Source organism: Nonomuraea sp. NPDC048826, assembly GCF_043198225.1.
In the GTDB taxonomy this organism is placed as follows: domain Bacteria; phylum Actinomycetota; class Actinomycetes; order Streptosporangiales; family Streptosporangiaceae; genus Nonomuraea.
The window spans coordinates 18,010-41,959 of sequence record NZ_JBICUQ010000013.1 but is presented as its reverse complement, the minus strand read 5'-3'; the positions used below and the strand labels follow the sequence as shown (position 1 = coordinate 41,959).

Annotated in this window: 24 protein-coding genes; 15 read left to right on the top strand and 9 right to left on the bottom strand. The window is 72.9% G+C overall.

The genetic code is table 11. The annotated features are described in order from the left end of the window. Positions 1-20: 20 nt before the first annotated feature. Complete coding sequence (locus ACGFI7_RS38140) at positions 21-626, top strand: dihydrofolate reductase family protein (protein ID WP_393413510.1); 606 nt, start codon at positions 21-23, stop codon at positions 624-626. 7 nt (positions 627-633) lie between these two features. Here ACGFI7_RS38140 and ACGFI7_RS38135 read toward each other — a convergent pair whose 3' ends face one another. Further along, positions 634-3,456 carry a protein kinase gene (locus ACGFI7_RS38135; protein WP_393413509.1) on the bottom strand — a complete coding sequence of 941 codons (2,823 nt, stop codon included), beginning with the start codon at positions 3,454-3,456 and terminating at the stop codon, positions 634-636. Positions 3,457-3,652: 196 nt separating this feature from the next. On the opposite strand from ACGFI7_RS38135, the gene ACGFI7_RS38130 reads away from it, so the two are divergent. Further along, the gene (locus ACGFI7_RS38130; RefSeq protein WP_393413507.1) at positions 3,653-4,072 is read left to right on the top strand and encodes a DoxX family protein; all 420 of its coding nucleotides are present in this window, start codon (positions 3,653-3,655) and stop codon (positions 4,070-4,072) included. A 197-nt stretch (positions 4,073-4,269) separates the two neighbouring features. Here ACGFI7_RS38130 and lgt read toward each other — a convergent pair whose 3' ends face one another. Beyond that, positions 4,270-5,106 carry a prolipoprotein diacylglyceryl transferase gene (gene lgt, locus ACGFI7_RS38125; RefSeq protein WP_393413505.1) on the bottom strand — a complete coding sequence of 279 codons (837 nt, stop codon included), beginning with the start codon at positions 5,104-5,106 and terminating at the stop codon, positions 4,270-4,272. A gap of 194 nt (positions 5,107-5,300) precedes the next feature. On the opposite strand from lgt, the gene ACGFI7_RS38120 reads away from it, so the two are divergent. Together ACGFI7_RS38120 and ACGFI7_RS38115 are read left to right on the top strand one after the other, a co-directional pair. After that, positions 5,301-5,639 (top strand): YciI family protein, encoded by a 339-nt coding sequence (locus tag ACGFI7_RS38120; protein ID WP_393413503.1) that lies wholly within the window; start codon positions 5,301-5,303, stop codon positions 5,637-5,639. Next, positions 5,636-6,829, top strand: coding sequence for an RNA polymerase sigma factor (locus ACGFI7_RS38115; RefSeq protein WP_393413501.1), 1,194 nt, complete (start codon positions 5,636-5,638; stop codon positions 6,827-6,829). Before ACGFI7_RS38120 ends, ACGFI7_RS38115 begins: the two co-directional genes overlap by 4 nt. Before the next feature lie 52 nt (positions 6,830-6,881). On the opposite strand, the gene ACGFI7_RS38110 is transcribed toward ACGFI7_RS38115, so the two are convergent. Genes ACGFI7_RS38110 through ACGFI7_RS38100 form a run of 3 tightly spaced genes read right to left on the bottom strand, consistent with a single transcriptional unit; the run spans position 6,882 to position 9,911 of the window. Next, a complete protein-coding gene (locus ACGFI7_RS38110; RefSeq protein WP_393413499.1) occupies positions 6,882-8,387 on the bottom strand; it encodes a tripartite tricarboxylate transporter permease in 1,506 nt (501 codons plus the stop codon). Positions 8,388-8,407: 20 nt separating this feature from the next. Beyond that, a complete protein-coding gene (locus tag ACGFI7_RS38105; RefSeq protein ID WP_393413497.1) occupies positions 8,408-8,869 on the bottom strand; it encodes a tripartite tricarboxylate transporter TctB family protein in 462 nt (153 codons plus the stop codon). A gap of 1 nt (position 8,870) precedes the next feature. Continuing rightward, positions 8,871-9,911: a tripartite tricarboxylate transporter substrate-binding protein gene (locus ACGFI7_RS38100; RefSeq protein WP_393413495.1), complete on the bottom strand. Its 1,041-nt coding sequence runs from the start codon at positions 9,909-9,911 to the stop codon at positions 8,871-8,873. A 170-nt stretch (positions 9,912-10,081) separates the two neighbouring features. Between ACGFI7_RS38100 and ACGFI7_RS38095 the strand changes: the two genes are divergently transcribed. Next, the gene (locus ACGFI7_RS38095) at positions 10,082-10,765 is read left to right on the top strand and encodes a response regulator transcription factor (RefSeq protein WP_393413493.1); all 684 of its coding nucleotides are present in this window, start codon (positions 10,082-10,084) and stop codon (positions 10,763-10,765) included. Between the two features lie 6 nt (positions 10,766-10,771). Continuing rightward, positions 10,772-12,196, top strand: a complete 1,425-nt coding sequence (locus ACGFI7_RS38090) for an ATP-binding protein (protein WP_393413491.1) — start codon at positions 10,772-10,774, stop codon at positions 12,194-12,196. A gap of 2 nt (positions 12,197-12,198) precedes the next feature. Here the strand turns inward: ACGFI7_RS38090 and ACGFI7_RS38085 are convergent, their stop codons facing one another. Continuing rightward, a complete protein-coding gene (locus ACGFI7_RS38085; protein WP_393413489.1) occupies positions 12,199-13,152 on the bottom strand; it encodes a TAXI family TRAP transporter solute-binding subunit in 954 nt (317 codons plus the stop codon). Positions 13,153-13,176: 24 nt separating this feature from the next. Continuing rightward, the gene (locus ACGFI7_RS38080; protein ID WP_393413487.1) at positions 13,177-13,578 is read right to left on the bottom strand and encodes a DUF6223 family protein; all 402 of its coding nucleotides are present in this window, start codon (positions 13,576-13,578) and stop codon (positions 13,177-13,179) included. A gap of 214 nt (positions 13,579-13,792) precedes the next feature. Between ACGFI7_RS38080 and ACGFI7_RS38075 the strand changes: the two genes are divergently transcribed. Genes ACGFI7_RS38075 through ACGFI7_RS38060 form a run of 4 tightly spaced genes read left to right on the top strand, consistent with a single transcriptional unit; the run spans position 13,793 to position 16,734 of the window. After that, positions 13,793-14,902, top strand: a complete 1,110-nt coding sequence (locus tag ACGFI7_RS38075; RefSeq protein ID WP_393413485.1) for a sensor histidine kinase — start codon at positions 13,793-13,795, stop codon at positions 14,900-14,902. After that, positions 14,899-15,561 (top strand): response regulator, encoded by a 663-nt coding sequence (locus ACGFI7_RS38070; RefSeq protein WP_393413483.1) that lies wholly within the window; start codon positions 14,899-14,901, stop codon positions 15,559-15,561. The genes ACGFI7_RS38075 and ACGFI7_RS38070 overlap by 4 nt, the downstream gene beginning before the upstream one ends. A gap of 46 nt (positions 15,562-15,607) precedes the next feature. Then, positions 15,608-16,360, top strand: a complete 753-nt coding sequence (locus ACGFI7_RS38065) for an ArsR family transcriptional regulator (protein WP_393413481.1) — start codon at positions 15,608-15,610, stop codon at positions 16,358-16,360. Then, positions 16,357-16,734 carry a VOC family protein gene (locus tag ACGFI7_RS38060; RefSeq protein ID WP_393413479.1) on the top strand — a complete coding sequence of 126 codons (378 nt, stop codon included), beginning with the start codon at positions 16,357-16,359 and terminating at the stop codon, positions 16,732-16,734. Before ACGFI7_RS38065 ends, ACGFI7_RS38060 begins: the two co-directional genes overlap by 4 nt. A gap of 15 nt (positions 16,735-16,749) precedes the next feature. Here ACGFI7_RS38060 and ACGFI7_RS38055 read toward each other — a convergent pair whose 3' ends face one another. Next, positions 16,750-17,943, bottom strand: a complete 1,194-nt coding sequence (locus ACGFI7_RS38055) for an NAD(P)/FAD-dependent oxidoreductase (protein ID WP_393413477.1) — start codon at positions 17,941-17,943, stop codon at positions 16,750-16,752. Between the two features lie 81 nt (positions 17,944-18,024). Continuing rightward, positions 18,025-18,975: an RNA polymerase sigma factor SigJ gene (sigJ, locus tag ACGFI7_RS38050; RefSeq protein ID WP_393413475.1), complete on the bottom strand. Its 951-nt coding sequence runs from the start codon at positions 18,973-18,975 to the stop codon at positions 18,025-18,027. A 105-nt stretch (positions 18,976-19,080) separates the two neighbouring features. Here sigJ and ACGFI7_RS38045 point away from each other — a divergent pair, with 105 nt between their 5' ends. The 5 genes from ACGFI7_RS38045 to ACGFI7_RS38025 are packed head-to-tail and all read left to right on the top strand — an operon-like array spanning position 19,081 to position 23,822. Next, on the top strand, positions 19,081-19,878 hold the full coding sequence (locus ACGFI7_RS38045) for a S1C family serine protease (RefSeq protein ID WP_393413474.1): 798 nt from the start codon (positions 19,081-19,083) through the stop codon (positions 19,876-19,878). A 21-nt stretch (positions 19,879-19,899) separates the two neighbouring features. Further along, positions 19,900-20,889, top strand: a complete 990-nt coding sequence (locus ACGFI7_RS38040; protein ID WP_393413472.1) for an AAA family ATPase — start codon at positions 19,900-19,902, stop codon at positions 20,887-20,889. Between the two features lie 3 nt (positions 20,890-20,892). Further along, positions 20,893-21,777 carry a DUF58 domain-containing protein gene (locus tag ACGFI7_RS38035; protein WP_393413470.1) on the top strand — a complete coding sequence of 295 codons (885 nt, stop codon included), beginning with the start codon at positions 20,893-20,895 and terminating at the stop codon, positions 21,775-21,777. Then, a complete protein-coding gene (locus ACGFI7_RS38030; RefSeq protein ID WP_393413468.1) occupies positions 21,774-22,766 on the top strand; it encodes a VWA domain-containing protein in 993 nt (330 codons plus the stop codon). Before ACGFI7_RS38035 ends, ACGFI7_RS38030 begins: the two co-directional genes overlap by 4 nt. Beyond that, the gene (locus ACGFI7_RS38025; RefSeq protein WP_393413467.1) at positions 22,767-23,822 is read left to right on the top strand and encodes a VWA domain-containing protein; all 1,056 of its coding nucleotides are present in this window, start codon (positions 22,767-22,769) and stop codon (positions 23,820-23,822) included. The last annotated feature ends 128 nt before the right edge of the window (positions 23,823-23,950 follow it).

Below are 23,950 nucleotides of genomic sequence, written 5' to 3'. Positions count from 1 at the left end.
CGCATAGGTGAAAGGAAGACATGGTCCTGACACCTTGGGAGAACATCATGGGCATCGTGGTGACGCACGCCGTCGTGTCGGTCGACGGTTTCATCGCCGACAAGAACGACGACATCGGCCCCCTGTTCGACTGGTACTACAACGGCGACGTCCCGCTCGGCGACAGCGGCGCGCTCAAGATCTCGCGGGCCTCGGCCGGGTACGTCCAGCCGTTCTGGGACGGCATCGGGGCGATGGTGATCGGCCGTCACCTGTTCGACATGACGAACGGCTGGGACGCGAAGCCGCCGACCGGTGAGCACGTGGTCGTGGTGTCGCACCGGCCCAAGCCGGAGGGCTGGCATCCGGAGGCGTCGTACCACTTCGTCGACGACGTGGCGCGGGCGGTCGCCCGGGCCAAGGAACTCGCGGGGGACCGCCTGGTGGCCGTGGCGGCGGGCGACGTCGGCGGGCAGGCGCTCGCGCTCGGGCTGGTGGACGAGGTGGCGATGGACGTGGTGCCGGTGCTGTTCGGTTCGGGCAAGCGCTACTTCGGGCCGGTCGACTCTCAGCACCTGCTGGAGGACCCGCACGCGGTGGTGCAGGGCGACCGGGTGCTGCACCTGCTCTATCGCGTCCGCCGGTGACGGCGCGTCAGGACTGGCGGCCCCGGTAGCGGATCGTCGCCCGGCGGCCCAGCTGGAGCACCATCCCCGGGTGCAGGCCCACGGTCGCTCCCGGTGGGAGCTGGTGGAAGGTGCCGTGCTCGGTGTTCGCGAGCGCCGTGCCGCCGGTGGTGTCGAGGTCGCGGGCCAGGACACGCCATCCGTCCAGCCGGATGGACAGGTGGTGCTCGTCGATGCCGGCCAGCTTCACCGTACGGGTGCCCGCCCGGGTCTTCGGGGCGGAGCCGATGAGGTAGTCACCGTCGAGGGGCAGTTCGCGGCCGTCGTCGAGGACGAGAGTGCCCAGCACGGGGCGGGCCATCCAGTGCCGGACCGGATCCGGGCCCAGCTCCGCCGCGCAGACCATGCACGCGGGGCGGGCGCCGTCGGTGAAGTGCCCGTTCGGGCAGTGCACGCCGTCGATCATGAAGGCGGTCCGGCCCGCCTGCGTCCGGGCGCCGCCGGGGCTCGGCGGGAACGCCTGCCCGAGCAGCGCGGCCCGCAGCTCGTCCGGATGCTGGAAGCGCTCGGCGCGGTCATGCCGGGTGGCGCGCGCCACCACGTCGAGCAGGGGCGGTTCGAGGCCGTCGAGGTCGAGACGCCCCTGCACGATGCGGAGGAGCACGTCCGTCACGTTCCCGCTGCCCGCCAGGGCCCGGCCGGTGGCGGCGAAGCCCAGCACCAGGCCGAGGGCGTAGATGTCCGACCTGATGTCCTGCTTCACCCCGGTGGCCCCTTCGGGCGACATGTACGACGGGGTGCCCACCAGGAGGTGGGGCGAGGTCGTCTCGGAGTCGTGAGCGGTCTTCGCGATGCCCACGTCGACGATCTTCGGGCCGGCGTCGGCGAGGATGATGTTGGACGGCTTGAGATCCAGCCGGAAGGCGCCGAGCGTGTGCATGTAGGACAGCGCCTCCGCCAGGCGCACTCCCAGCGCGGTCACCTCGGCCTGCGGCAGCGGACCGCGCTCTGCGACCTGCTCCTGCAGCGTGGGGCCCGCCACCAGCTCCATCACCAGGGCCAGCTCCTGCTCGTCCCGCACCACGTCCAGGGTGCGGACGATCCCGGGGTGGTCCAGCCGCCGCGCCAGCTCGATCTCCCGTTCGAAGCGCCAGCGCATCCCCTCCCCGCCGACGTCGGTCCTGATCAGCTTCACGGCGACGAACGTCTGGTCCGTACGCGACCACGCCTTGTAGACCGAGCTCATCCCGCCCTGCCCGATCACCTCGACCAGGTCGTACCGGCCGCCGATCACCCGGATCACGCTCCGTACGGGAGCTTCGTCCTCCGCGGACGGCAGCAGCAGCGACACGTCGAGCGCGGCCCGCTCGGACTCGCTGTGCAGGGCCAGGCCGAGCAGCCGCCGCCGGAGATCGTCGGCCAGCGTGTAGCTGGTGAGCTGGGCCGCCGGCGTGTTGCCGATCAGGGTCGACTCGGCGCCCGCCTGCCGGACGATCTGGATGACCTGCCGCTTGACCAGATGGCCCAGCAGCTGCTCCAGCTCGGTGTGGGCGACGTGCAGCAGCGGGTCGAGCTCGCCCGCGCGCAGGATGTCCTCGATCGAGAACACCTCGCCGTCCGTCCTGAGCACCCAGTCGAGGACGTAGTAGCCCGCCATCCGCCAGCGGTCCTTGTCGAGGGGCACGGCCAGCAGCCTCTCCCGCCCGCTGGCCTGGTGATACTCGTGAAGGACGTCCTCCATGGCCGCGTAGACGGCGACGCGCTCGCGGTCCGTCGCCGTCATCCGCAGGTACGGCTGGTCGCCCTCCCAGCCGACCAGTTCGCTGAACTCCTGCAGCAGCCGCCGGGGCACCCCGCGTGCCTTGAACCGGAGATAGCAGGTCAGCCGGCGCAGCTCGGCCTCGTCCGGCGTGTCGGACAGGAGGGCGGCGAGCAGGCGCTCGGGAGCCTCCCACATGCACGGCACGTAGATGCGCCAGGCGAACACGCTCTCGTACACGCTGTTGCCCCGGCTGACGTCGCGGATGGCGTGGTCGTGCAGGTCGGGCCCGGCCACGATGAGGAAGTGCACGCCCCGCATGGTGAGCGCGTTCTTCAGCGTGTTGAGCATCAGCTCGAAGGCGCGCAGCCCCTCCGGCGTCCCGGTCAGCTTGTCGGCCTCGTCCAGCACGATCACCAGGTGGACGCGGCTGCCCGGCCGCCGGCGCCACCACCGGCGGGTGGCCGGGATGCCGATCAGCGAGACGATCCGGTGCAGGTCGTGCTCGACGTCGGTGTCGGAGTAGGTCAGGAACGACGCCTCGGTGGCCATCGAACGCGTGCGCTTGCGCGACAGGCCGAGCCCCGGCGCGACGAACGCCAGCGGCCCGGCCATCTTCTTGGCCGCCTCGCCCATGCCCAGCGTCAGGTTGGCGGCGTTCTCGGTCGCGTCGGACGAGGTCTGCTTGAGCCCGTACGAGGTGCGGATGTGCGCGAGCATGAGCGCCCGCTGCACGGCGGGGGTCATCCGGCTCAGGAGGCCGCGATCGGCCAGCTCCTCGTAGGTACGGCGGACGACGGCGAACAGCAGCCGCTCCGGCGAGATCGGCCGCGCCACGTTGACCGTGATCGGGACGACGATCTCACCCGGTTCGGCGTCCTTCTCGATGGCGTGCAGTGCCCTGGCGACGACCGTGCTCTTGCCCACCCCGCGGAATCCGGTGACGAGGAACGTGCCGCCTTCGGACTTGCGCAGGCGCTGCTTGAGCTCGTCCACGAACGCCTGGTTGCCGAGCATGGGGAAGACGTCCTCGTCCGCCGGCAGGGGCTCGTGGATGTAGCGGAAGGTCGTGCGCAGCCGAACATCGGGCACGTAACGACATCTATCACCGGGGCGGTGAGGTGTCGCCTGGACTGGTGAAATTTTCAAGCATCTAATCGGGTGTTCGGCCTCGTGGCGGCGTCGCGGGACCGGTCCGGCGGGTGGGGCGTGATTGACAGCGTGTCCCCGCGCTGGGGAACCTGCGTTTGGGAGCGCTCCCAAATTATCCGATAGGAAGGGCGCCACTGTGGATTCGTGGATCAAGGATCGAGGACTGTTCCTGGCTCTGTACCGGATCGTGATCGGTCTGCTGTTCGCCTGCCACGGCGCGGCGACGCTCTTCGACGTGCTCGGCGGACCGCACGGCCAGGTGCCCGGCGTCGGGCAGTGGCCCGACTGGTGGGCGGCCGTCATCCAGCTCGTCGGCGGCACCCTCGTCCTGCTGGGGCTGGCTGCCCGCGCCGCCGCCGTCGTCTGCTCGGGGACGATGGCGTACGCCTACTTCGTCGTCCACCAGCCGCACGCGCTGTTCCCGATCGAGAACGGCGGCGAGAAGGCCGCGCTGTTCTGCTGGGGCTTCCTCCTCATCGCCGCCCTCGGCCCGGGCCGCTGGGCGCTGTCGGCGGCGCTCACGCCGTCGCGCCCGCTCGCGGAAGAGCGGAGCTGAACGGTCAGGAACGGTTCCGGCCTGGGACGGCGGAGGCGCCCAGGGCGTCGGCGTCGGCCTTGACGCCCAGGCGGTCCATGCGCGTCGGCTCGCCTTCCTCTCCCTCGATCAGGACGAGCTTGAACGGTCGCGGTGATCCCCAGGTCCTTCGTCGGACTGAAGACGGGCAAGGACCCGGTGGAGACCGGCAAGCGGCCTCAGGTTGTGGAGGCTTCCGCTGGGCTCCTGTCCTTGTGGCGGGTGGCCCAGAGGTATATCAGGGCTCCGGCGAACAGGGCGATCGAGGTCCACTGGTTGATGCGCAGGTCCAGGAACGTCACCGCGTGGTCCACCCCGCCGACCGGGTCGATGCGCAGGCCTTCGATCCAGAACCGGCCCAGCGTGTAGCCGGCGACGTAGAGGGCGAACAGCCGGCCGTGGCCCAGGGCGAGGCGGCGGCCGGCCAGGATGAGGATGAATCCGAGTGCGACGTTCCAGAGCGACTCGTACAGGAACGTCGGGTGGTAGAGCTCGCCCGGCCGGCCGCCGTGGGCCGCGTCGATCTCCAGGCCCCACGGGAGTGTGGTGGGCGAGCCGTACAGTTCCTGGTTGAACCAGTTGCCCCAGCGGGCGATCGCCTGCCCGAACGCGATGCCGGGGGCGACCGTGTCGGCGATGGCGCCGACGGAGAGGCCCCGGCGGCGGCAGGTCAGCCAGACGCCGACGCCTCCCAGGGCGACGGCGCCCCAGATGCTCAGCCCGCCTTCCCAGATGAACAGCGCCTGGTAGGGCTCCTTGACGGCGCGCGGGCCGAAGTAGAGCTGCCAGTCGGTGATGACGTGGTAGAGGCGGGCGCCGACCAGGCCGAAGATCACGCCTGGCACGGCGATGTCGGCGATGGCCCCTTCCTCGCCGCCCCGGGCGCGCCAGCGGCGCCGGCTGAGCCAGATGCCGAAGCCGATGCCGACGATGAAGCACAGCGCGTAGGCCCTGATGGGGATGAAGAGCAGATGCCAGACACCTTCGGCAGGGCTGGGGATCAAGGCTGGGGGCATGTGGGTGACGGTAGCCGATGGGGGTTCGGGCCGCGCGGCTGGAGAAAGCGGAGAGGATGGATCTGGAGAAAGCGGAGAGGATGGATCGCGTCGTCACCGGCACGGGTTCCGGCGGATGATGTCGTATCGGGGCGGGCGCCGATCGTCAGGTGAATAGGGGGCGATCCCGCTCCCGGCACCCTGAGGAGGGCATCGTGAAGTACGTGCTCATGTTCGTCGACACCCAGGAGTTCGCCCAGCAGCTCGAGGCGATGGGCGACGTGGAACGCGAGGCCGCCTACGCCGCCGTCGGAAGGTGGTTCGCCGACCACGCCGACAAGATCACTTACCACTCCCACCTGGCGCCCGTGCACACCGCCACCACGGTGGACCTGGGCGGGGAGGAGCCGGTCGTCACCGACGGGCCGTTCGTCGAGGGCAAGGAGGTGGTCAGCGGGTTCGCCGAGATCGAGGTGGCCGACCTGGACGAGGCCCTGACGATGGTCCGCTCCTGGCCCGCCTGCCCGGTCGTGGAGATCCGCCCCGTCTCGTGACAGAGCCGGCGCACGAGGAGGTGCTCGCGCGGGTGGTGCGCGAGCACGCCGGCCGGCTGGCCGCGTCCCTGGTCTCGCTCCTCGGCGACTTCGCCGCCGCCGAGGACCTGGTCCAGGACGCGGTCGAGACCGCGCTGCGGCGCTGGCCGGAGGAGGGCATCCCGGAGCGGCCGGACGCCTGGCTGTTCACCGTGGCCCGGCGGCGGGGCCTGGACGTGCTGCGCAGGGAGTCGAACTACCGCGCCAAGCTGACCCGGCTGGCCTGGCCGAATCCGGCGCCCCGCGACGACCGGCTGCGGCTGGTCTTCACCTGCTGCCATCCGGCGCTGTCCCGGGCGGCGCAGATCGCGCTGACGCTGCGGGTGGTGTGCGGGCTGAGCACGGCGCAGATCGCGGCGGCGTTCGTGGTGCCCGAGACGACCGTGGCCCAGCGCATCACCCGCGCCAAACGGAAGATCGGCGAGGCCGGGATCCCGTACCGGGTCCCCGGCGAGGAGGAGCTCGGCGAGCGGCTGGCCGGCGTGCTGGCCGTCGTCTACCTGCTGTTCAACGAGGGCTACCTGTGCAGTACGCCCGAGCGGGCCGAGGCGCGTGACCTGGTGGACGACGCCGAATGGCTGGCCGCGCTGCTGGCGAACCTGATGCCGAAGGAGCCGGAGGCGGCCGGGCTGCTGGCGCTGATCCGGCTGCACCGGGCGCGCGCCGCGGCCCGCTTCGACCGAGCCGGGCGGCTCGTGCTGCTGGCCGACCAGGACCGCTCGCTCTGGGACCACGACGCCATCGCCGAGGCCACCGCGCTGCTGACGCGCGCCGCCCGCGCCCACCACCGGCCGGGACCGTACCAGCTGCAGGCGGCGATCGTGGCCTGTCACGCGGAGGCCGGGAGCTTCGAGGCCACCGACTGGACGCAGATCCTCGTCCTGTACGACATGCTCCTGCGGCTGGCGCCCTCGCCGGTCACCCGGCTGCACCGGGCGGTCGCCCTGCGGCACGTCCGGGGGCCGGAGGCGGCGCTGGCCGAGCTGGCCGGGCTGGCGCTGGAGCGTTATCCGCTGTTCCACGCCACCAGGGCCGAGCTGCTGCGCGAGCTGGGCCGGAAGGAGGAGGCGCGCCGGGCCGACGAGCGGGCGCTGGCGCTGACGGCCAACCCGGCCCAGCAGGCGCTCCTGGCCGAACGGCTGGACTGGTGAGCCGGGCGGGAGGAGACGGCCCCCATGACGCCTCCTCCCGCACTTCCCGGACCTAGTCGTCCTCGGTGAACACTTGCTCGCGGCGCTTGCGGATGGCCGGGAGGACGGCGACGACGAGGGCGGCGACGGCCACGGCCAGCAGCGCGGCGGAGATCGGGCGGGTGAGGAAGACCGACGCGTCGCCGCGGGAGATGATGAGCGCCCGCCGGAGGTTCTCCTCCAGCAGGGGCCCGAGGACGAACCCGAGCAGCAGCGGCGCCGGCTCGCACCCGCACTTGATCAGCACGTACCCGAGAAGCCCGAACAGCACGATCGCGTACACGTCGTAGGCGTTGAACCCCAGCGAGTACGTGCCGATCGAGGCGAACAAGATGATCATCGGGAACAGCACCTGGTACGGGATGCGCAGCATGCGCACCCACATGCCGATCAGCGGCAGGTTGAGCATCACCAGCAGCACGTTGCCGATCCACATGGAGGCGATCAGGCCCCAGAACAGCGCCGGCTCGTCGGTGATGACGTTCGGGCCCGGGGTGATGCCGTGCACGATGAACGCGCCGACCATCAGCGCCATCACCGGGTGGGCGGGCAGGCCCAGGGTGAGCAGCGGGATGAACGACGTCTGCGCCGCGGCGTTGTTGGCCGACTCGGGCCCGGCCACGCCCTCGATCGCACCGTGCCCGAACTCCTCCTGCCGCTTCGAGACGCGCTTCTCGACGGCGTACGAGGTGAACGAGGCCAGCACGTGACCGCCGCCGGGCAGGACGCCGAGCGCGGCGCCCAGACCGGTGCCGCGCAGGATCGGGCCGACCATCCGGCGCCGGTCCTCGCGGGTCGGCCAGAGGTTCTTGACCTTGCCGATGATCGTGGCGCGGGTGTGCTCGTTCTCCAGGTTGCGCAGGATCTCGGCCACGCCGAACATGCCGACGGCGACCGACACGAAGTCGATGCCGCCGTACAGCTCGCGCTGGTCGAACGTGAACCGGGGGGTGCCGGTGTAGATGTCCTGGCCGACGGTGCCGAGCAGGACCCCGAGGAAGATCATCGCCAGGGCCTTGAGCGCGGTGCCGCGGGCCAGCGCGATCGACACGATCAGGCCGAGCAGCACCAGCGAGAAGTACTCGGCGGGCCCGAACTGCAACGCGACCCTGGCCAGCGGCGGGGCGGCGACGGCCAGCGCGACGGTGGCCAGCGTGCCCGCGATGAAGGAGCCGACCGCGGCGGCGGCCAGCGCCGCCCCGGCTCTGCCCTGCCGGGCCATCTCGTGCCCGTCGAGCGCGGTGACCGCCGCCGACGACTCGCCGGGCAGGTTGATCAGGATGGCGGTGGTGGAGCCGCCGTACTGGGCGCCGTAGTAGATGCCGGCCAGCATGATCAGCGCGGTGACCGGCTCGAAGTTGAACGTGATCGGCAGCAGCATCGCCACCGTCGCCGTCGGCCCGATGCCGGGCAGCACGCCGACGGCGGTGCCGAGCAGTACGCCGACGAAGCAGTAGAGGACGTTCTGGATGAGGAGGGCGGTGGAGAAGCCCAGGGCGAGGTTGTCGAGTAGTTCCATGCCTCAGTCCGGATGCCGCGTCAGAACCCCAGCCACGGGCCCCATAGCGGGATCCGGAGCTGAAGGCCGACGACGAAGATGATCGTGGCGGCCACGGTGAGCCCGGCCGTCACGGCGAGGGCCATGAGCGGCCGCACGCGCTCGCTGGCCAGCGTGGTGAGCAGCGCGGTCACCGCCGACGTCGGGACGAATCCGAGACCGCGTACGGTGAACCCGAAGAACAGCAGCGCGAGCGAGATCACGGCGATCGCCCGCCACGGGACCCGCCCGAACTCGATCAGCTCGCCGGCCACCAGGCCCTTGACGACGATCGCCAGGCCGAGCGCGGCCACGAGGGCGCCGACCAGCAGGGGGAAGGCGCCCGGACCCATCCGCAGCGGGGTGCCCGGCTCGTAGCCGAGCGACCCCACCACGAACGCGCCACCGAGCAGGATGAAGATTCCCCCGGCGAGGACGTCGGGGAAGGATCGGCGGCGCTCCACCTCAGGAGGCCTTGATCCCGGCGTCGGAGATGACCTTCCCCCAGGTGGTGAGCTGCTCTTCGAGCTTGGCCCGGTGCGCCTGCGGGGTCGCGTCCTCGGCCGGGACGGGCGCGGTGCCGAGCTTGGCCATCTGGTCGATGACCTTCTGGTCGGCCAGCGCCGTCTTGAGCGCCTCGGACAGCTTCTCGACCGCGTCCTGCGGGGTGCCCTTCGGCACGTAGAGGCCGTGCCAGACGCTGACCTTGAGGTCGGGCAGCCCGGCCTCGGTGGTGGTGGGCAGGTCGGGCAGGCTCTTGACCCGCTCCGGCGTGGTGACCGCGTACGCCTTGACCTCGCCCGCGGAGATCTGCCCGCTGGTGTTGGTCGTCTGGTCGCACATGAAGTCGACCTGGCCGCCGACGAGGTCGGTCAGCGCCGGGCCGGTGCCCTCGTACGGGACCTCCTGGACCTTGACCCCGGTGGCGGTCTGGAACAGCAGGCCGCACAGGTGGGACGCGGCGCCGATGCCGGCGTTGGCCAGGGTGACCTTGTCGGCGTTCGCCTTCACGTACGTCACCAGGTCCTGGAGCGTCGCGGGCTCGAAGTCCTTGCGGGCGACGATCGTCATCGGCACCTCGGTGACGAGGCCGACCATCTCGAAGCTCTCCAGCGGCTTGTAGCCGGGGTCCTGGTAGAGGGCGGGCGCCGTCGACATGCCGATGTGGTGCATGAGCACGGTGTAACCGTCGGGCTGGGCCCGCGCGACCTCCCCGGCGCCGACCGTGCCGCCCGCGCCTTCGACGTTCTGTACGACGATCTTGGCGCCGAGCTTGGCGGCCATCGGTTCGGCGATCATGCGGGTGACGGTGTCCGTCGGGCCGCCCGCGCTGAACGGCACGACGAACGTGATGTTCTGGTCCGGGTAGCCTCCGGACCCGCCGTCGGCGGTGGCGCCGCTGGTCCCGCCGCCGCCTCCGTTGCCTGCACAGGCGGCGGCCAGCGAGAGGACGCCGATGGCGGCGATCATCCGCGCGGCGGCCCGGTATCGGGGGAACGTACTCATGTGGGGGGCCTCCTCGTCAGCGCATTCGCTTTCGTCGGTGAGTGCGCGGCCTCAGTTTGGGCTGGAGAAGGCGAGAGTTGTGTTAAAGGAATCCCAAGGAATGTGCGAAATGTCAGAGAAACCCCAAGAACTGGTTAACCAAGGGGTCGAGCCCGGCCGTACAATCCGGTATGCGGATCACCATCATCGAAGATGACGACCGCGTGGCCCGTGGTCTGGTGACCGTCCTGTCCCAGGCGGGCTTCGAGGTCCACCGCCTCGCCACCGCCGGCGAGGCCGTGCGCGCCGCCCCGTCCGACGTGGTCCTGGTCGACCTGGGCCTGCCCGACGGCGACGGCCTCGAAGTGATCCGCAAGCTGCGCGACCGCCCGGAGACCGCCGTCATCGCCGTGACGGCGCGGTCGGAGGAGCACGAGCGGGTCCGCGGCCTGCGCGCCGGCGCCGACGACTACATCGTCAAGCCGTTCGGCATCCCCGAGCTGCTGGCCAGGATCGACGCCGTGCTGCGGCGCACCCGGGTGGCCCGCGCGCTGAGCAACCAGGACGAGCCCGTCGTCGCCGGCCCGATCCGGATCAGCGCCGGCACCCGCGAGGTCACCGTCGACGACACGCCCGTGACCCTCACCCGCAAGGAGTACGACCTGCTCCTGCTGCTGGCCAGGCGGGCGCCCAACGTGGTGAGCCGCGACGTCATCCTCGACCAGATCTGGGGCGCCACCTGGGAGTCGTCGAGCCGCACGCTCGACACCCACATCGCCGCGTTGCGGCAGAAGATCGGCCCGGCCGCGGTCATCCGCACGGTCCACGGGGTCGGCTACCGGCTCCTGGCCGACCGGCCGGAGCCGATCGGCTGACCGGCCGTGCACCGCCGCCTGCTCGTCGTGCTGGTGCCCCTGGCCGTGCTGCTCGTCACGGCGCTCGGGGTGCCGCTCAGCGTCACCGTGGCCGAGCGGGAGATGCAGGAGACGTACGTCGACCGGCTCAACGACGTCGGCCGGTTCGCGTCGCTGGCCGAGACCGCGCTGTCGACCGGGCGCAGCGAGGCGCTCCAGCAGGAGCTGGCGCGCTATCACGACCTCTACGGCATCCCCGTCGCGGTGATCGACTCCTCGGGCACCGTGCTGCTCGGGCCGACGGACGCCTACCGCGAGGCGGCGCGGGACGAGCCGGAGCTGCCCCGCATCACGACCGCGGCGCTGGCCGGCGGGCGGCCGGAGCCGTCCGGCGAGTGGGCGCCGTGGGACGACTCCGCACTGGTGGTCGCCGAGCCGGTGGGCCGCGACAGCGAGGTCGTCGGAGCCGTCGTGACGATCTCCGACCTGTCGAAGACGCGCCGGAGCATCCTCGTCCGCTGGGCCCAGCTCGCCGGGCTGGGGCTGCTGCCGCTGGTCGCGCTGGTGGCCGTCGCCTGGCCGGTGTCGGCGTGGGTGCTGCGGCCGGTGCGGGAGCTGGACGCGGCCAGCTCGCGGATCTCCCTGGGCGACCTCACCATCCGGGCCGACGCCGAGGCCGGGCCGGCGGAGCTGCGGCGGCTGGCGGAGTCGTTCAACACCATGATGGACGCGGTCGAGAACGCCGTGCAGCGCCAGCGGGCCTTCGTGTCCGACGCCTCGCACCAGCTGCGCAACCCGCTGACCAGCCTCCGCCTGGCCGTGGAGAGCCTGGAGCCGCACCTGCCCGACAGCGGGCGGCCGGTGTACGACGTCGCGGTGGACGAGCTGAAGGCGATGCAGCGGCTGCTCAACTCGCTGCAGGCCAGCGCGCGGATGGAGAGCATCCGGACCGCCTCGCCGGTCGACCTCGACGCGGTGCTGGCGACCCGGGTGGAGCGGTGGCGGGCGCTGACGGCGACGGCGGGCCAGACACTGGCCGTGGACGTGCCGCCGGGGCTGCGGCTGCTGGAGCCGACGGGCGGGCTGGGCAGCATCCTGGACGAGCTGATCAGCAACGCGCTGCGGCTGTCGGGCGCGCGGATGGTGGAGGTGAGCGCCCGCGCGGCGGACGCCGGCGACGGCGGGGTGGTCACGATCGCCGTCCGCGACGACGGCCAGGGGATCGACGCGGCCGAGCGGGCCCAGGCGCTGCGCCGGTTCTGGCGGTCGCCGCGCCATCAGAACGTGTCCGGGACCGGGCTGGGGCTGGCGATCTGCGCCGACCTGGTCGGCGCGGCCGGGGGCGAGCTGCGGCTGGAGGACGGGCTGCCGCGCCCGGACGGGTCCGGGTACGGGTTCGCCGCGGTGGTCGCGCTGCCGGTGGTGCCGCCGTCGGATCCGGCCCCGGCCTGAGGTCAGCGTTTGTGGCCGCGGAACCACGCGGCCGCGCCCGGGTGGAGCGGGACCGACGCCGTCGAGATCCCGGTGCGCACGTTGATGTGCCACGCCTCGGGAACGGTCTCGGTGTCGTCGTGGCCGGCGGAGGTGATCGTGCCGGTGTGCGTGAAGATCGTGTCGGTGATCGCGTACACCAGGTCGTCGGGCAGGTCGTTCCTGGCGAGCAGCACGTTCGGCACCGCGACGGTGCGGGTGGCCAGGACCCCGGCGTACGCGGTCGCGGGGATCATGGCAGGGGCGTAGGGCCCGGGGAAGGCGGTGAAGAGCGCGCCCGCCTGCGTGTCCAGCGGGATCAGCCGGATCGCGTGCGCCAGCGCCAGCTCCGTGATGGCCGGGGTCGGGACGCCGGTCAGCGAGAACATCGCGTCGATCTCGCCGTCGCGCAGCGCCGCCGCCGACGAGGCCTGGCTCAGGTAGCGGCCGTCGATGTCCGTCTTGCCCAGCTCCAGCATCCGCAGCGAGGTGAACTCGGTGCCCGAGTCGCGGGCGCCCAGCGAGACGCGCTTGCCCGCCAGGTCGCCGAACTCCTCGATCGCCGAACCGGCCATGACCACCAGATGCAGGTGGCTGTCGTACAGCCGGCACACCGCCGAGAGCTCGGCGGGGGCGCTGCCGTCGGTCCTGATCAGCGCGTCCAGGCTCGTCAGCCCGAGGTGCACCTCGCCGGCCCTGAGCATCCGGATGTTGTCGGTGGACGCCCCGCTCGGCACGGTGCTCACCGTGACGCCCGGCACCTGCTCGGCGAGGTGCTCGGCGATCGAACCGCCGATGCGCCGGTACACCGCGCCCGCCGGCCCGGTGGCCAGCCGCAGGTGGAACCTGTCGGCCTCGGGCTGCCGGGAACACCCGGCGAGCAGCCCCCCGGCGGCCAGCAGCACCGCCCGCCGGGTGAGCTCCGGAGTCAGCGCCATGCCGCGATGATACGGACGGCGACGTCAGCCGGTGCGGCGGGTCCGGGCGAGCGCCAGCCCGCCGAGCGCCATCGCGACCAGCCCCGCCGCCAGCGCGACGTAGCCGCCGACGATGCCGTAGCCGGTGCCGGGGCCGCCCTCGGCGGCGGCCACCACCAGCCCGCCGCCGACCGCCCCGGCCAGCCCCGCCACCAGGGCCGCGACGGCTCCCCACCGCATGGCGGCGGGACGGCGCAGCGCGAGGCCGCCGACGACGGCGCCGACGAGCCCCACCCCGCCGGCGACCAGGGACCAGAGCCGCCCGGGGGTCAGGTAGCCGCCGGACTGCTCCGGCGCGACCACGACCTCCGCGAGCGCCGGGGCGGCGAACCCGACGACACCGATCAGCGCGGCCCCCGCGACGACGAGCACATATCTGGCCGGCATGAGGCCCTCCTCTTTCGACGGGACGTGTCACTTGATGGTGTCCGCCGGACCCGCCCCCGGTCGTCCGGCCCACGGAGACACTTCGCGCTGCCGCGGGCGCGGCAACCGGATACCGCGGCCGCCGTGTGCCGCGCGCGGCTACCGCGGGCGCGGTAGCCGGACTCTCATCCGTCCGCAGGAGCCGGTCGCGCGGACGACGGGCTAGGGTGCGCGCATGGGAGTGAGCCGGGCCGTCGTCGCCGACTGGGCGATCGCCGCCGGGGTGACGGCGGCGCTGCTGGCCGCCGGGGCGACCGCGCAGGACTCCGGTTCCCATCCGATCGGGTACGCGCTGCTGGCGGCCGGGGGCCTGGCGCTGGCCGCGCGCCGCCGGGCCCCGGTCCTGGTCCTGGCCGTCACCGGGCTGTGCGCCGTGGGCTATCAGGCGGCCGGCTTCGACGTGCTCGTCGTCGCGTACCTGTTCGCGGTCTACGCCGCCGTACGGGCCGGGCGGCGCGTCGTCACGGTGGTGGCGAGCCTGGTCATGCTGGCCGCGCTGCCCTTCGCGGCGCTGGTCTCGGGCGTGGCGGGCGCGGGTGAGGCGTTCGCCAGGTCCCGGGGCGCGCTGGAGATCGCCTGGCTGATCGCGGCCTGGGCGGCGGCGGAGGCGCTGCGGCAGGCCGAGCGGCGGGCGGAGGAGGCCGAGCGCACCCGGGAGGAGACCGCGCGGCGGCGCGCCGACGAGGAGCGGCTGCGCATCGCACGGGAGCTGCACGACGCGCTCACCCACCAGATCTCGATCGTCAAGCTGCAGGCCGAGGTCGCCGTGCACGTGGCCCGCAGGCGCGGGGAGGAGGTGCCGGAGGCGCTGCTGGCGATCCAGGAGGCCGGTCGCGAGGCGGCCAGGGAGCTGCGCGCGACCCTGGGCGCGCTGCGCGACGACGACACCGCCCCGCCGCGCGACCTGGAGCACGTCCCCGAGCTGGTGGCACGGGCCCGCGCGATCGGCCTGGACACGACGCTGACGATCGAGGGGGAATGTCACGACGTGCCGGCGGCGGTGAGCCGGACCGTCTACCGGATCGTCCAGGAGTCCCTCACCAACGTCTCGCGGCACGCCGACGCCGGCACCGCGTCGGTCCGGATCGACTGCCGCCCCGACGCCCTGGAGGTCCGCGTCGACGACGACGGCCGGGCCGTGCCCGGCTCCGCCCCGACGACCGGGGTCGGGCTGCTCGGCATGCGCGAGCGCGTCACCGCGCTCGGCGGCCGCCTGCACGCCGGACCGCGTGGCGAGGGCGGCTTCACCGTCCAGGCCGAGCTGCCCGTGGACCGGGCGTCATGATCCGCGTCCTGCTGGTGGACGACCAGCCGCTGATCCGCAGCGGGTTCCGCGCGCTCCTGGACCTGGAGGACGACATCGAGGTGGTGGCCGAGGCCGGCGACGGGGCGGCGGGTCTGGCCCTGGCCAGGGAACACCTGCCCGACATCGCGCTGGTCGACATCCGCATGCCGGTGGTCGACGGCATCGAGGCCACCCGGCGCATCGCCGCCGACCCGGCCCTGGCGGGGGTGCACGTCGTCATCCTGACCAACTACGGCCTGGACGAGCACGTCTTCGAGGCGCTGCGGGCCGGGGCGGCCGGGTTCCTGGTCAAGGACATCGTGCCCGAGGACCTGCTGCACGCGGTGCGCGTCGCCGCGCGGGGCGACGCGCTGCTCGCCCCGTCGATCACCCGCAGGCTCATCCACCGGTACGTCACCCAGCCGCGCACCGCCGGCACCCCCGAGACGCTGCGCGACCTCACCAACCGCGAACGCGAGGCCGTCGCCCTGGTCGCCAGGGGCCTGTCGAACGACGAGATCGCGGCTCACCTGCTGATCAGCCCGATGACGGCGAAGACCCACGTCAACCGCGCGATGGCCAAGCTGCGCGCCCGCGACCGGGCCCAGCTCGTGGTCCTGGCCTACGAGTCCGGTCTGGTGGTCCCCGGCGGTTCCTGACCGGGCCCGGCTAATGCATCAAATGAGTTTGATGTATTCTGGGGGTGTGGCATCGGCTCAGGCCGCTCCGGCCTTCCTGCGACTGGCCGCCCATCCGCTGCGGTGGCGGCTGCTGACCGAGCTGGCCGCGAGCGACTACCGCGTCCGTGAGCTGGTCGGATTGGTGGGCGAGCCGCAGAACCTGGTCTCCTACCACCTGCGGCTGCTGCGGCGCGACGGCCTGGTCACCGCCCGGCGCAGCACGTTCGACGCCCGCGACACCTATTACCACCTGGACCTCGACGGCTGCGCCCGCGCGCTGGCCGCCACCGGCGCGGCGCTGCACCCGGCGCTGCGCCTCACCGCGGCCCCGCCGTCACCTCCGGCGTCCGCCGCCCGGACCGCCGTGCTGTTCACCTGCACCGGCAACAGCGCCCGCTCCCCGATCGCCGAGGCCCTGCTCCGCCACCGCACCGGCGGCGGCGTCCAGGTGACGAGCGCGGGCAGCCACCCCCGCCGCGAGCTGCATCCCGACGCCGTGCGGGTGCTGCGCGAACGGCACGCCATCGACCTGTCCGGCCGGCGTCCCCGGCACCTCGACACGGTGACCGGCCGCCGGTTCGACTACGTGATCAGCCTGTGCGACAAGGTCCGCGAGATCTCTCCCGGCTTCGGCGGCGACCCGCGGCGCGTCCACTGGAGCATCCCCGACCCGGCCGCCGACGGCGGCTACCCGGCGTTCGCCCGGACCGCCGAGGAGATCGACACCCGTATCCGCTATCTGTTGCCCGTCCTCATGTCCCAGGAGGCACAGCCATGACCGCACCGACCCAGCTCGCCGGAGTCCGCTACCTCGTCGACGACGTGGCCGCCGCCGTCGCGTTCTACACCGCCCATTTCGGGTTCACCGTCAACGTCGACGCCGCACCCGCCTTCGCCGACGTGGTCCGCGGCCCGCTCCGGCTGCTGTTGTCCGGCCCCGCCAGCTCCGGCGCCCGCGCCACCCCGCGCGACACGGCGGCCGGGCGCAACCGCATCCACCTCATCGTGGACGACCTCGACGCCGAGATCGCCCGGCTCCGCGCCGCCGGGGTGTCATCGTTCCTCGGCGACGCGGTCACGGGGCCGGGCGGACGCCAGATCCTGCTCACCGACCCGGCCGGCAACCTCGTCGAGCTGTTCCAGCCCGCCTGAGCCCGCCACGGCCGGTCACGCCGGCGACTTGACCGGCGAGCCCGCGGCGTGCGCCCGCGTGACCGGGCGGCGGCGGACCGGCATGCCGAGGAACGGGTTGGCGACGCCCCAGGCGGCGCCCTTGCAGACCACTTCCTTGTAGACGGCGGCGAGCCGCCCGGTCAGCGCCGCCCGCACCGCGCGGTCGTCGGCCGTCACGTACTGGATCAGGCCTTCCTTGCGGCCCAGCGAGATGCACTGGTTGAAGTAGCGGAGCGGCGCGTGCGGCATCTTCCCGCCGGTCAGCCGCGCCGCGATCGAGTCGGCGGCCTGCCACGCCATCGGGGTCCCCGAGGCGCACGACATCCGCAGCGGCTTGTCCCCGGCGCCGATCGCCAGGGCCGCGTCGCCGATGGCGTACACGTCCGGGTGCGAGACCGAACGCATGGTCCCGTCGACCACGATCCGGCCGGTGCCGTCGACCTCCAAGGCGGTCGCCCGCGCGATCGGGTGGACCGCGAAGCCGGTGGTCCACAGGGTGACCTCGGCCGGGATGGCGTCGCCGTCGGCGGTGAGTGCGCGGCCGGGCTCGACGCCGGTGACCTCGGTGTGCTCGTACAGGGTGATCTTGAGCTTGTGGAGGACCTTCCGCAGGTGGGCGCGGCCCTTGGGGGAGAGCGAGGCGCCGAGGCCGTCGGCGACGGCGAGAGCGACGTCGAGGTCAGGACGGGACTCGGCGATCTCGGTCACGGCCTCCACCCCGGTCAGGCCGCCGCCGACGACGACCACGCGCTGACCGGTCCTGAGCTCGGCCAGGCGGGCACGCAGCCGGAGCGCGCCGGGGCGGCTCGCGATCTCGTGAGCGTGCTCGGCGACGCCGGGGACGTCGTGCGTGTTCCAGGCGCTGCCGAGGGCGTAGACGAGCGTGTCGTAGCCGAGCCGCTCGGTGGAGCCGGCCCTCTCGACGGTGACGGTCTTGCGGTCGACGTCGACGCCGGTCACCTGGGCGATCTTCAGTGCCACGCCGGTGCCCGCGAACATCTTGCTGAACGGCCGCGGCTTGAGCTTCTGGCCGGTGGCCAGCTGGTGCATGCGGACCCGCTCCACGAAGTCGGGCTCGGCGTTGACGAGGGTGATCGCGACATCCTGGCGGCGCAGCCGCCCGGCGAGGCGGCCGGCGGCGATCGCTCCGGCGTAGCCGGCGCCGAGGACGATGATGCGGTGCTGCATTCTCTGCTCCTGCCTTTACGCGGTTTGCCCCTTGAACCGGGCAGTCCGCCGTTTGCTGACAGGAACGCGGTGTGAACTGCCTCACACCTGAAAGGCGGTGAACAGCGGCTCCCCGTGGTCGCCGGCCGCCCACCGCGCGTTCGCGCGGACGAGCTTGTCGGGGTTGACCTGGTTGCGGAGCGCGGCGACGCCCTCGGCGGTGACCTCCATGCACAGGATGGCGAGGACCCGGCCGTCCATGACGACCACGGCGGCGGGGTCGCCGTTGGCGGTCGAGAGGTAGACGTCGGGCGCGCCGCCGATGAGGGCGATCTTGGCCTTGCTGGGCTTGAGCAGCCCCCGCACGAACGTGGCGACCGCGGCGGCGCCCTCGAACGCCCTGCGCCGGGCCGGGACCTTCCCGCCGCCGTCGCTCATCGCCACGGCGTCGTCCTTCAGCAGGCGCACCAGCGGCTCGGTCTCGCCGTTCTGGGCGGCCATGAGGAACTCCTCGACGATCCGCCGCGCGACCGCCGCGTCGACCTCGGTGCGGGCCCGGCCGTCGGCGACGTGCTTCTTGGCGCGGTGGTAGATCTGCTGGCTGGCGGGCTCGGTCAGGTCGAGGATCTCGGCGATCTCCCGGTGCGGGTAGTCGAACGCCTCCCGCAGCACGTACACCGCCCGCTCGTTGGGGGACAGCCGCTCCAGCAGGGTGAGGACCGCGTACGAGAGCGAGTCGCGCTGCTCGGCCGTGTCGGCCGGGCCGAGCATCGGGTCACCGTCGAGCAGCGGCTCCGGCAGCCACCGGCCCACGTAGGTCTCGCGGCGCGCCCGCGCCGAGCTCAGCAGGTTGAGGCACAGGTTGGTGAGCACCTTCGTCAGCCAGGCCTCGAGCACCTCGATCCGGTCGGGATCGGCGGCCTGCCACCGCAGGAACGTCTCCTGCACGACGTCCTCCGCCTCCCCGGCGGAGCCGAGCAGGCGGTAGGCGATCGCCTCCAGCCGCGGCCTCGAAGCCTCGAACCGGTCGACGTCATGCGCCGTCAAGCCCATGCCCCGATCCTAGGACGGGGTGGACGCGGTCCAAGAGGCGGGTTCTCATGGAGTTCTCAGGCGGTCTTTGTAGCACTTTCAACTGAAATTTACGATTATGGGGCGATGGAGCGCGTGCCGCAGGACAACGGTGCGGCCGAGGCTCAGGAACATCAGGGGGCCGTGGCCACGGGCAGAACCCGGCTGTTCGCCGCCGGTGGCGCCGCGCTCGTGCTGGTGGCCGTGCTCGCGTACTGGCTGGGAAGCGCCGGCGGGAACGGCGAGGAGGCCGCGCCCGCGCCCAGCCCGACGCCGACCCCCAGCGCCACGCTCACCACGGCCGAGGTCTTCCAGCGGGCCGGGCCGTCGGTGGTGGTCATCCGGGCCGGGAAATCGCTCGGCACCGGCGTGATCGCGGCCGAGGACGGGACGATCCTGACCGCGCACCACGTCGTCAAGGGCGCGAAGGACGTCAGCCTGACCTTCGCCGACGGCACCAAGGCCGAGGCCGTCGTCGCGTCGGCCGACCCCAAGCGCGACGTCGCGATGCTCAGGCCCGCGAAGCTGCCGGAGATCGTCGTCCCGGCGACGCTCGGCGGCGGCGTGGCCGTGGGCGCGCCCGTCGTGGCGATCGGCAACCCGCTCGGCCTCACCTACAGCGTCTCCACCGGCGTCGTGTCAGGCCTGGACCGCAGCACCCAGAACGGCGGCCTGAGCGGGCTCATCCAGTTCGACGCCGCCGCCAACCCGGGCAGCTCCGGCGGCCCGCTCCTGGACGCCCGCGGCCTGGTCGTCGGCATCGTCGTCTCGATCGCCGACCCCGGAGGCGACGAGGCGTTCGCCGGCATCGCGTTCGCGGTGCCGATCGGCGCGGCCCTGGGCACCGAAGGCGACGGCCCGCCCGGCGACGGACCCCAGATCTGACGTGTCACGAGAAGGAACACCATGACCTCGACCCAGTTCCCCGACCCGGCCCACCCCCTCGAACACGTGCTGTTCGAGGTCAAGCGGACGATCGTCGGCCAGGACCTGCTGCTGGAGCGGATGGCCGTCGCCCTGATCGCCGACGGCCACCTGCTGGTGGAGGGCGTGCCGGGGCTGGCCAAGACCCTCGCGGTGCGGTCGCTGGCCGCCGCCATGGCGGGGAGCTTCCAGCGCGTCCAGTTCACCCCCGACCTGGTGCCCGCCGACCTCGTCGGCACCCGGGTCTACCACCAGCACTCCGGGGAGTTCCGCACCGAGCTCGGCCCGGTGTTCGCCAACCTGCTGCTGGCCGACGAGATCAACCGCGCCCCCGCCAAGGTGCAGAGCGCCCTGCTGGAGGTCATGCAGGAGCACCAGGTGACGATCGGCCGCGAGACGTTCCGGGTGCCCGAGCCGTTCCTGGTCATGGCGACGGAGAACCCGATCGAGTCGGAGGGCACCTACCCGCTGCCCGAGGCCCAGGTCGACCGGTTCATGATGAAGGTCGTCGTCGACTACCCGACGCAGGCCGAGGAGCAGGCGATCGTCGCCCGCGCGCTGCGCCCGCCGGAGCCGCCGCAGCCGATGGTGTCGGCCGAGGAGCTGATCGCCATGCGGGCCCGCGCCCAGCAGGTCTACGTCGACCCGGCGATCGTGGACTACGCGGTCCGCCTGGTCGCCGTGACCCGTTCCCCCGCCACCGCCGGGCTCGGCGAGCTGGAACGGTACGTCACGTACGGGGCGAGCCCGCGGGCGTCCATCGCGCTCGTCACCGGCGCCCGAGCGCTGGCGTTCCTGCGCGGCCGCGACTACGTCCTGCCGCACGACCTGACGGAGCTGGCGCTCGACGTGCTCCGCCACCGCCTCGTACTGTCGTACGAGGCCCTCGCGGACGAGGTGGACGCCGACACGATCATCACCAGGGTCCTGCGGGCCGTCCGGACGCCCGACGTCGTGCTGCAGAATCGCTGACCCATGGCCACCGCCCCCGAGAAGCTCCTGCTCCGCCTGGAGTGGAAGGTCGTCCGCAGGCTCGACGGCCGGCTCCAGGGCGCCCACCGCACCGCGTACCGCGGCTCCGGGATCGACTTCACCGGACTGCGCCCGTACGGCGACGGCGACGACGCCCGGCACATCGACTGGAACGTGACCGCGCGGCTGGACGAGCCGCACCTGCGCGTGTTCACCGAGGACCGCGAGCTGACGGTGTGGCTCGTGCTCGACCGGTCGGCGTCGATGGCCGCCGGGCGGCCGGGGCGCGGCAAGCACGAGGTGCTCGCCGAGCTCGCGCTCGTCCTGGCCCGGCTGTTCGGGCGGGGCGGCAACCGGGTCGGGGCGCTGCTGTTCGACAGCGGGATGCTGCGCGTCGTGCCGCCCGGCACCACCCGCCGGCACACCCTGCGGATCGGCGCCGAACTGGAACGCACCGCCCAGGCGCACGGCGGCGCCACCACCGACCTGGCGGAGATGCTCGACGCGGCCGGGCGGCTCGCCCGCCGCCGCGCGCTCGTCGTGGTGCTGTCGGACTTCATCGGCGAGGGCGACTGGGAACGCTCGCTCCAGCGCCTGGCCCGGCGGCACGAGGTCGTCGCCCTGCGGATCGTCGACACCGCCGACGACGTCCTGCCCGAGGCCGGGCTGATCGTCGTCGAGGACGCCGAGACCGGTGAGCAACTCGTCGTCGACTCCGCGGACCCGCTGCTCCGGGTACGGTTCCGCGAGGCCGTCGACGCCCGGGACGCCCGGCTGGCGGCGGGCATGCGGCGGGCCGGGGTGCCCGTCCACCGCGTCGACACCGACCGCGACCTGGCCGAGGCGCTCGTCGAGGTCGTCGCCAAGACCCGGGACCGGTCGCCATGACCGGCCCGCTCGCCGTGACACCGGCAGAAGGCGTCCCTCTCACCCTGTCCTCCCCGCTGCTGCTGGTCGTCGGCGTGCTCATCACGGTGGCGCTCGCCTGGGCCGCCGTCGTCTCGGCGCGCCGCCGGACGGCCGCGCTCGCCGCCGCCGGGGTCGTCGTGCAGGGTGGACGCAGGACGTCCCTCGGAACCGTACTCACGATCGCCGGTGTGGGCGTGCTCGCGCTCGCCACCGCCGGACCGGCGGCGATGGTGCCGGTCCCGCGCACGGCGGGCACCGTCATCCTCGCCATCGACGTCTCCAACAGCATGGGCGCCGACGACGTCGCGCCCAACCGGCTGGCGGCCGCGCAGCGGGCGGCCCGCGCGTTCGTCGAGGCCCAGCCGGACAGCGTCGACATCGGGGTCGTCGCGTTCGAACGGGGCGCGCTCACCACCGCGCGGCCCGACGCCGACCACACGATCGCGCTCAAGGCCATCGAGCGGCTGAAGCTCACCGGCGGCACCTCGCTCGGCACGGCCATCACCGGCTCGCTCTCGGCGATCACCGGTAAGCAGGTGGTCCTCGACCGCGACGGCGACGCGCCCGACATCGGCTACTGGCCGTCGGCCACGATCGTCATGTTCTCCGACGGCCACAACCAGGGCGCGGACGTCGAGCAGGCGGCCACCGTGGCCCAGAAGGCCGGCGTGCACGTCCACACGGTCGGGATCGGCACCGCGACCGGGGCGGCGGTGCAGGTGGACGGCTTCCACCTGCAGACCGCGCTCGACGAGGAAACGCTCACCCTGATCGCGCGGACCACCGGCGGCGGCTACCACCCCGCGTCCGACACCGCGTCGCTCGACGGGGTCGCCGACACGATCGACCTGCGGCTCACCGTCTCCGACGAGCCGCTGCCCCTCGCCGGCGGGCTGATCGGGCTCGCCCTCGCGCTGCTCACCGGGGGAGCGGCGCTCACCGTGCTCCGGTCTGGACGGGTGATCTGAATGTCGTTGTCGTGGCCGTGGGCACTGCTGTCCGTCCTGGTCATCCCGCTGATCTTCGCCGTGCGCTGGTGGGCGCTGCGCCGCCGGCGGCGGGCCGCCGTGCGCGTCACCTCGCTCGCGCTGGTCCGCACCGCCCTGCCCGGCCGCACCCGCTGGACGCGCAAGATCCCCCCGGCGCTGCTCGTGGCCGGGCTCGTGCTCCTGGTGATCGGCGCCGCGCGGCCGCAGGCGTCGGTGCCCGTGCCGCAGACGTCGGCGACGATCCTGCTCGCGCTCGACACCTCCGGCTCCATGTGCTCCACGGACGTCGACCCCAACCGCCTCACCGCCGCGAGGAAGGCCGCCGCCGAGTTCATCGAGTCGCAGCGCGGCGGGCCGCGCATCGGCCTGGTCACCTTCGCCGGCACCGCGGGCCTGCTCGTCCCGCCCACCGACGACACCGACGCGCTCATCGAGGCACTGGAAGGCCTCGCCGTGGCCCGCGGCACCGCGATCGGCCAGGCCATGCTCACCTCGATCGACGCCATCGCCGAGGTCGACCCGTCCGTCGCGCCCACGGGAGCCGACCCCGGCAGCGGCGGCGAGGGTTACGCGGGCGCGGCCGTCGTCGTGCTCACCGACGGGGCGAACACCCAGGGCGTCGACCCCCAGACCGCCGCCCAGGAGGCGGCCCTGCGCCGGGTCCGCGTCTTCACCATCGGCTTCGGCACCACGAACCCGGCCCCGATGGTCTGCGCCAACTCCCAGTTCGACGGCCGCGGCTTCGGCTCGTGGGGCGGCCGGGGGCGCGGCGGCTTCGACCGGGGCAGCCGCAACCCGCGCACCATCGACGAGCCCGCGCTGAAGCAGATCGCCGAGACCACCGGCGGCTCCTACCACCGCGCCGAGAACGCCGACCAGCTCCAGACCGCCCTCGACTCGCTGCCCGGCACCTTCACCGTGATCCGCCAGAAGGTGGACACCGCGGCGGTGTTCGCGGGCGGCGGCGCGCTCCTCGTCATCGCGGCCCTGTCCCTCTCCCTCTGGTGGAACCGCCCCCGGACCCCTTCGCGCTGACCGCCCCCGGCGCGAGACTCGTGGCCCGCCGGGCTCACGCTCGGTTGAGCGGTTGACACGTGCGGTCAACCCCTTTCAGGGCCTTGTCAACCGAAGGGAGTCGGGGTGTCATAAGCCGGACACCCGAT

What these genes read in the sequence shown, in the direction of transcription:
- ACGFI7_RS38140 (WP_393413510.1), top strand. Translation starts at nt 21, where the DNA reads ATGGTCCTGACACCTTGGGAGAACATCATGGGCATCGTGGTGACGCAC.
- lgt (WP_393413505.1), bottom strand. Translation starts at nt 5,106, where the DNA reads ATGCCCCCAGCCTTGATCCCCAGCCCTGCCGAAGGTGTCTGGCATCTG.
- ACGFI7_RS38110 (WP_393413499.1), bottom strand. Translation starts at nt 8,387, where the DNA reads ATGGAACTACTCGACAACCTCGCCCTGGGCTTCTCCACCGCCCTCCTC.
- ACGFI7_RS38100 (WP_393413495.1), bottom strand. Translation starts at nt 9,911, where the DNA reads ATGAGTACGTTCCCCCGATACCGGGCCGCCGCGCGGATGATCGCCGCC.
- ACGFI7_RS38095 (WP_393413493.1), top strand. Translation starts at nt 10,082, where the DNA reads ATGCGGATCACCATCATCGAAGATGACGACCGCGTGGCCCGTGGTCTG.
- ACGFI7_RS38085 (WP_393413489.1), bottom strand. Translation starts at nt 13,152, where the DNA reads ATGGCGCTGACTCCGGAGCTCACCCGGCGGGCGGTGCTGCTGGCCGCC.
- ACGFI7_RS38080 (WP_393413487.1), bottom strand. Translation starts at nt 13,578, where the DNA reads ATGCCGGCCAGATATGTGCTCGTCGTCGCGGGGGCCGCGCTGATCGGT.
- ACGFI7_RS38075 (WP_393413485.1), top strand. Translation starts at nt 13,793, where the DNA reads ATGGGAGTGAGCCGGGCCGTCGTCGCCGACTGGGCGATCGCCGCCGGG.
- ACGFI7_RS38070 (WP_393413483.1), top strand. Translation starts at nt 14,899, where the DNA reads ATGATCCGCGTCCTGCTGGTGGACGACCAGCCGCTGATCCGCAGCGGG.
- ACGFI7_RS38060 (WP_393413479.1), top strand. Translation starts at nt 16,357, where the DNA reads ATGACCGCACCGACCCAGCTCGCCGGAGTCCGCTACCTCGTCGACGAC.
- ACGFI7_RS38055 (WP_393413477.1), bottom strand. Translation starts at nt 17,943, where the DNA reads ATGCAGCACCGCATCATCGTCCTCGGCGCCGGCTACGCCGGAGCGATC.
- sigJ (WP_393413475.1), bottom strand. Translation starts at nt 18,975, where the DNA reads ATGGGCTTGACGGCGCATGACGTCGACCGGTTCGAGGCTTCGAGGCCG.
- ACGFI7_RS38045 (WP_393413474.1), top strand. Translation starts at nt 19,081, where the DNA reads ATGGAGCGCGTGCCGCAGGACAACGGTGCGGCCGAGGCTCAGGAACAT.
- ACGFI7_RS38040 (WP_393413472.1), top strand. Translation starts at nt 19,900, where the DNA reads ATGACCTCGACCCAGTTCCCCGACCCGGCCCACCCCCTCGAACACGTG.
- ACGFI7_RS38035 (WP_393413470.1), top strand. Translation starts at nt 20,893, where the DNA reads ATGGCCACCGCCCCCGAGAAGCTCCTGCTCCGCCTGGAGTGGAAGGTC.
- ACGFI7_RS38030 (WP_393413468.1), top strand. Translation starts at nt 21,774, where the DNA reads ATGACCGGCCCGCTCGCCGTGACACCGGCAGAAGGCGTCCCTCTCACC.
- ACGFI7_RS38025 (WP_393413467.1), top strand. Translation starts at nt 22,767, where the DNA reads ATGTCGTTGTCGTGGCCGTGGGCACTGCTGTCCGTCCTGGTCATCCCG.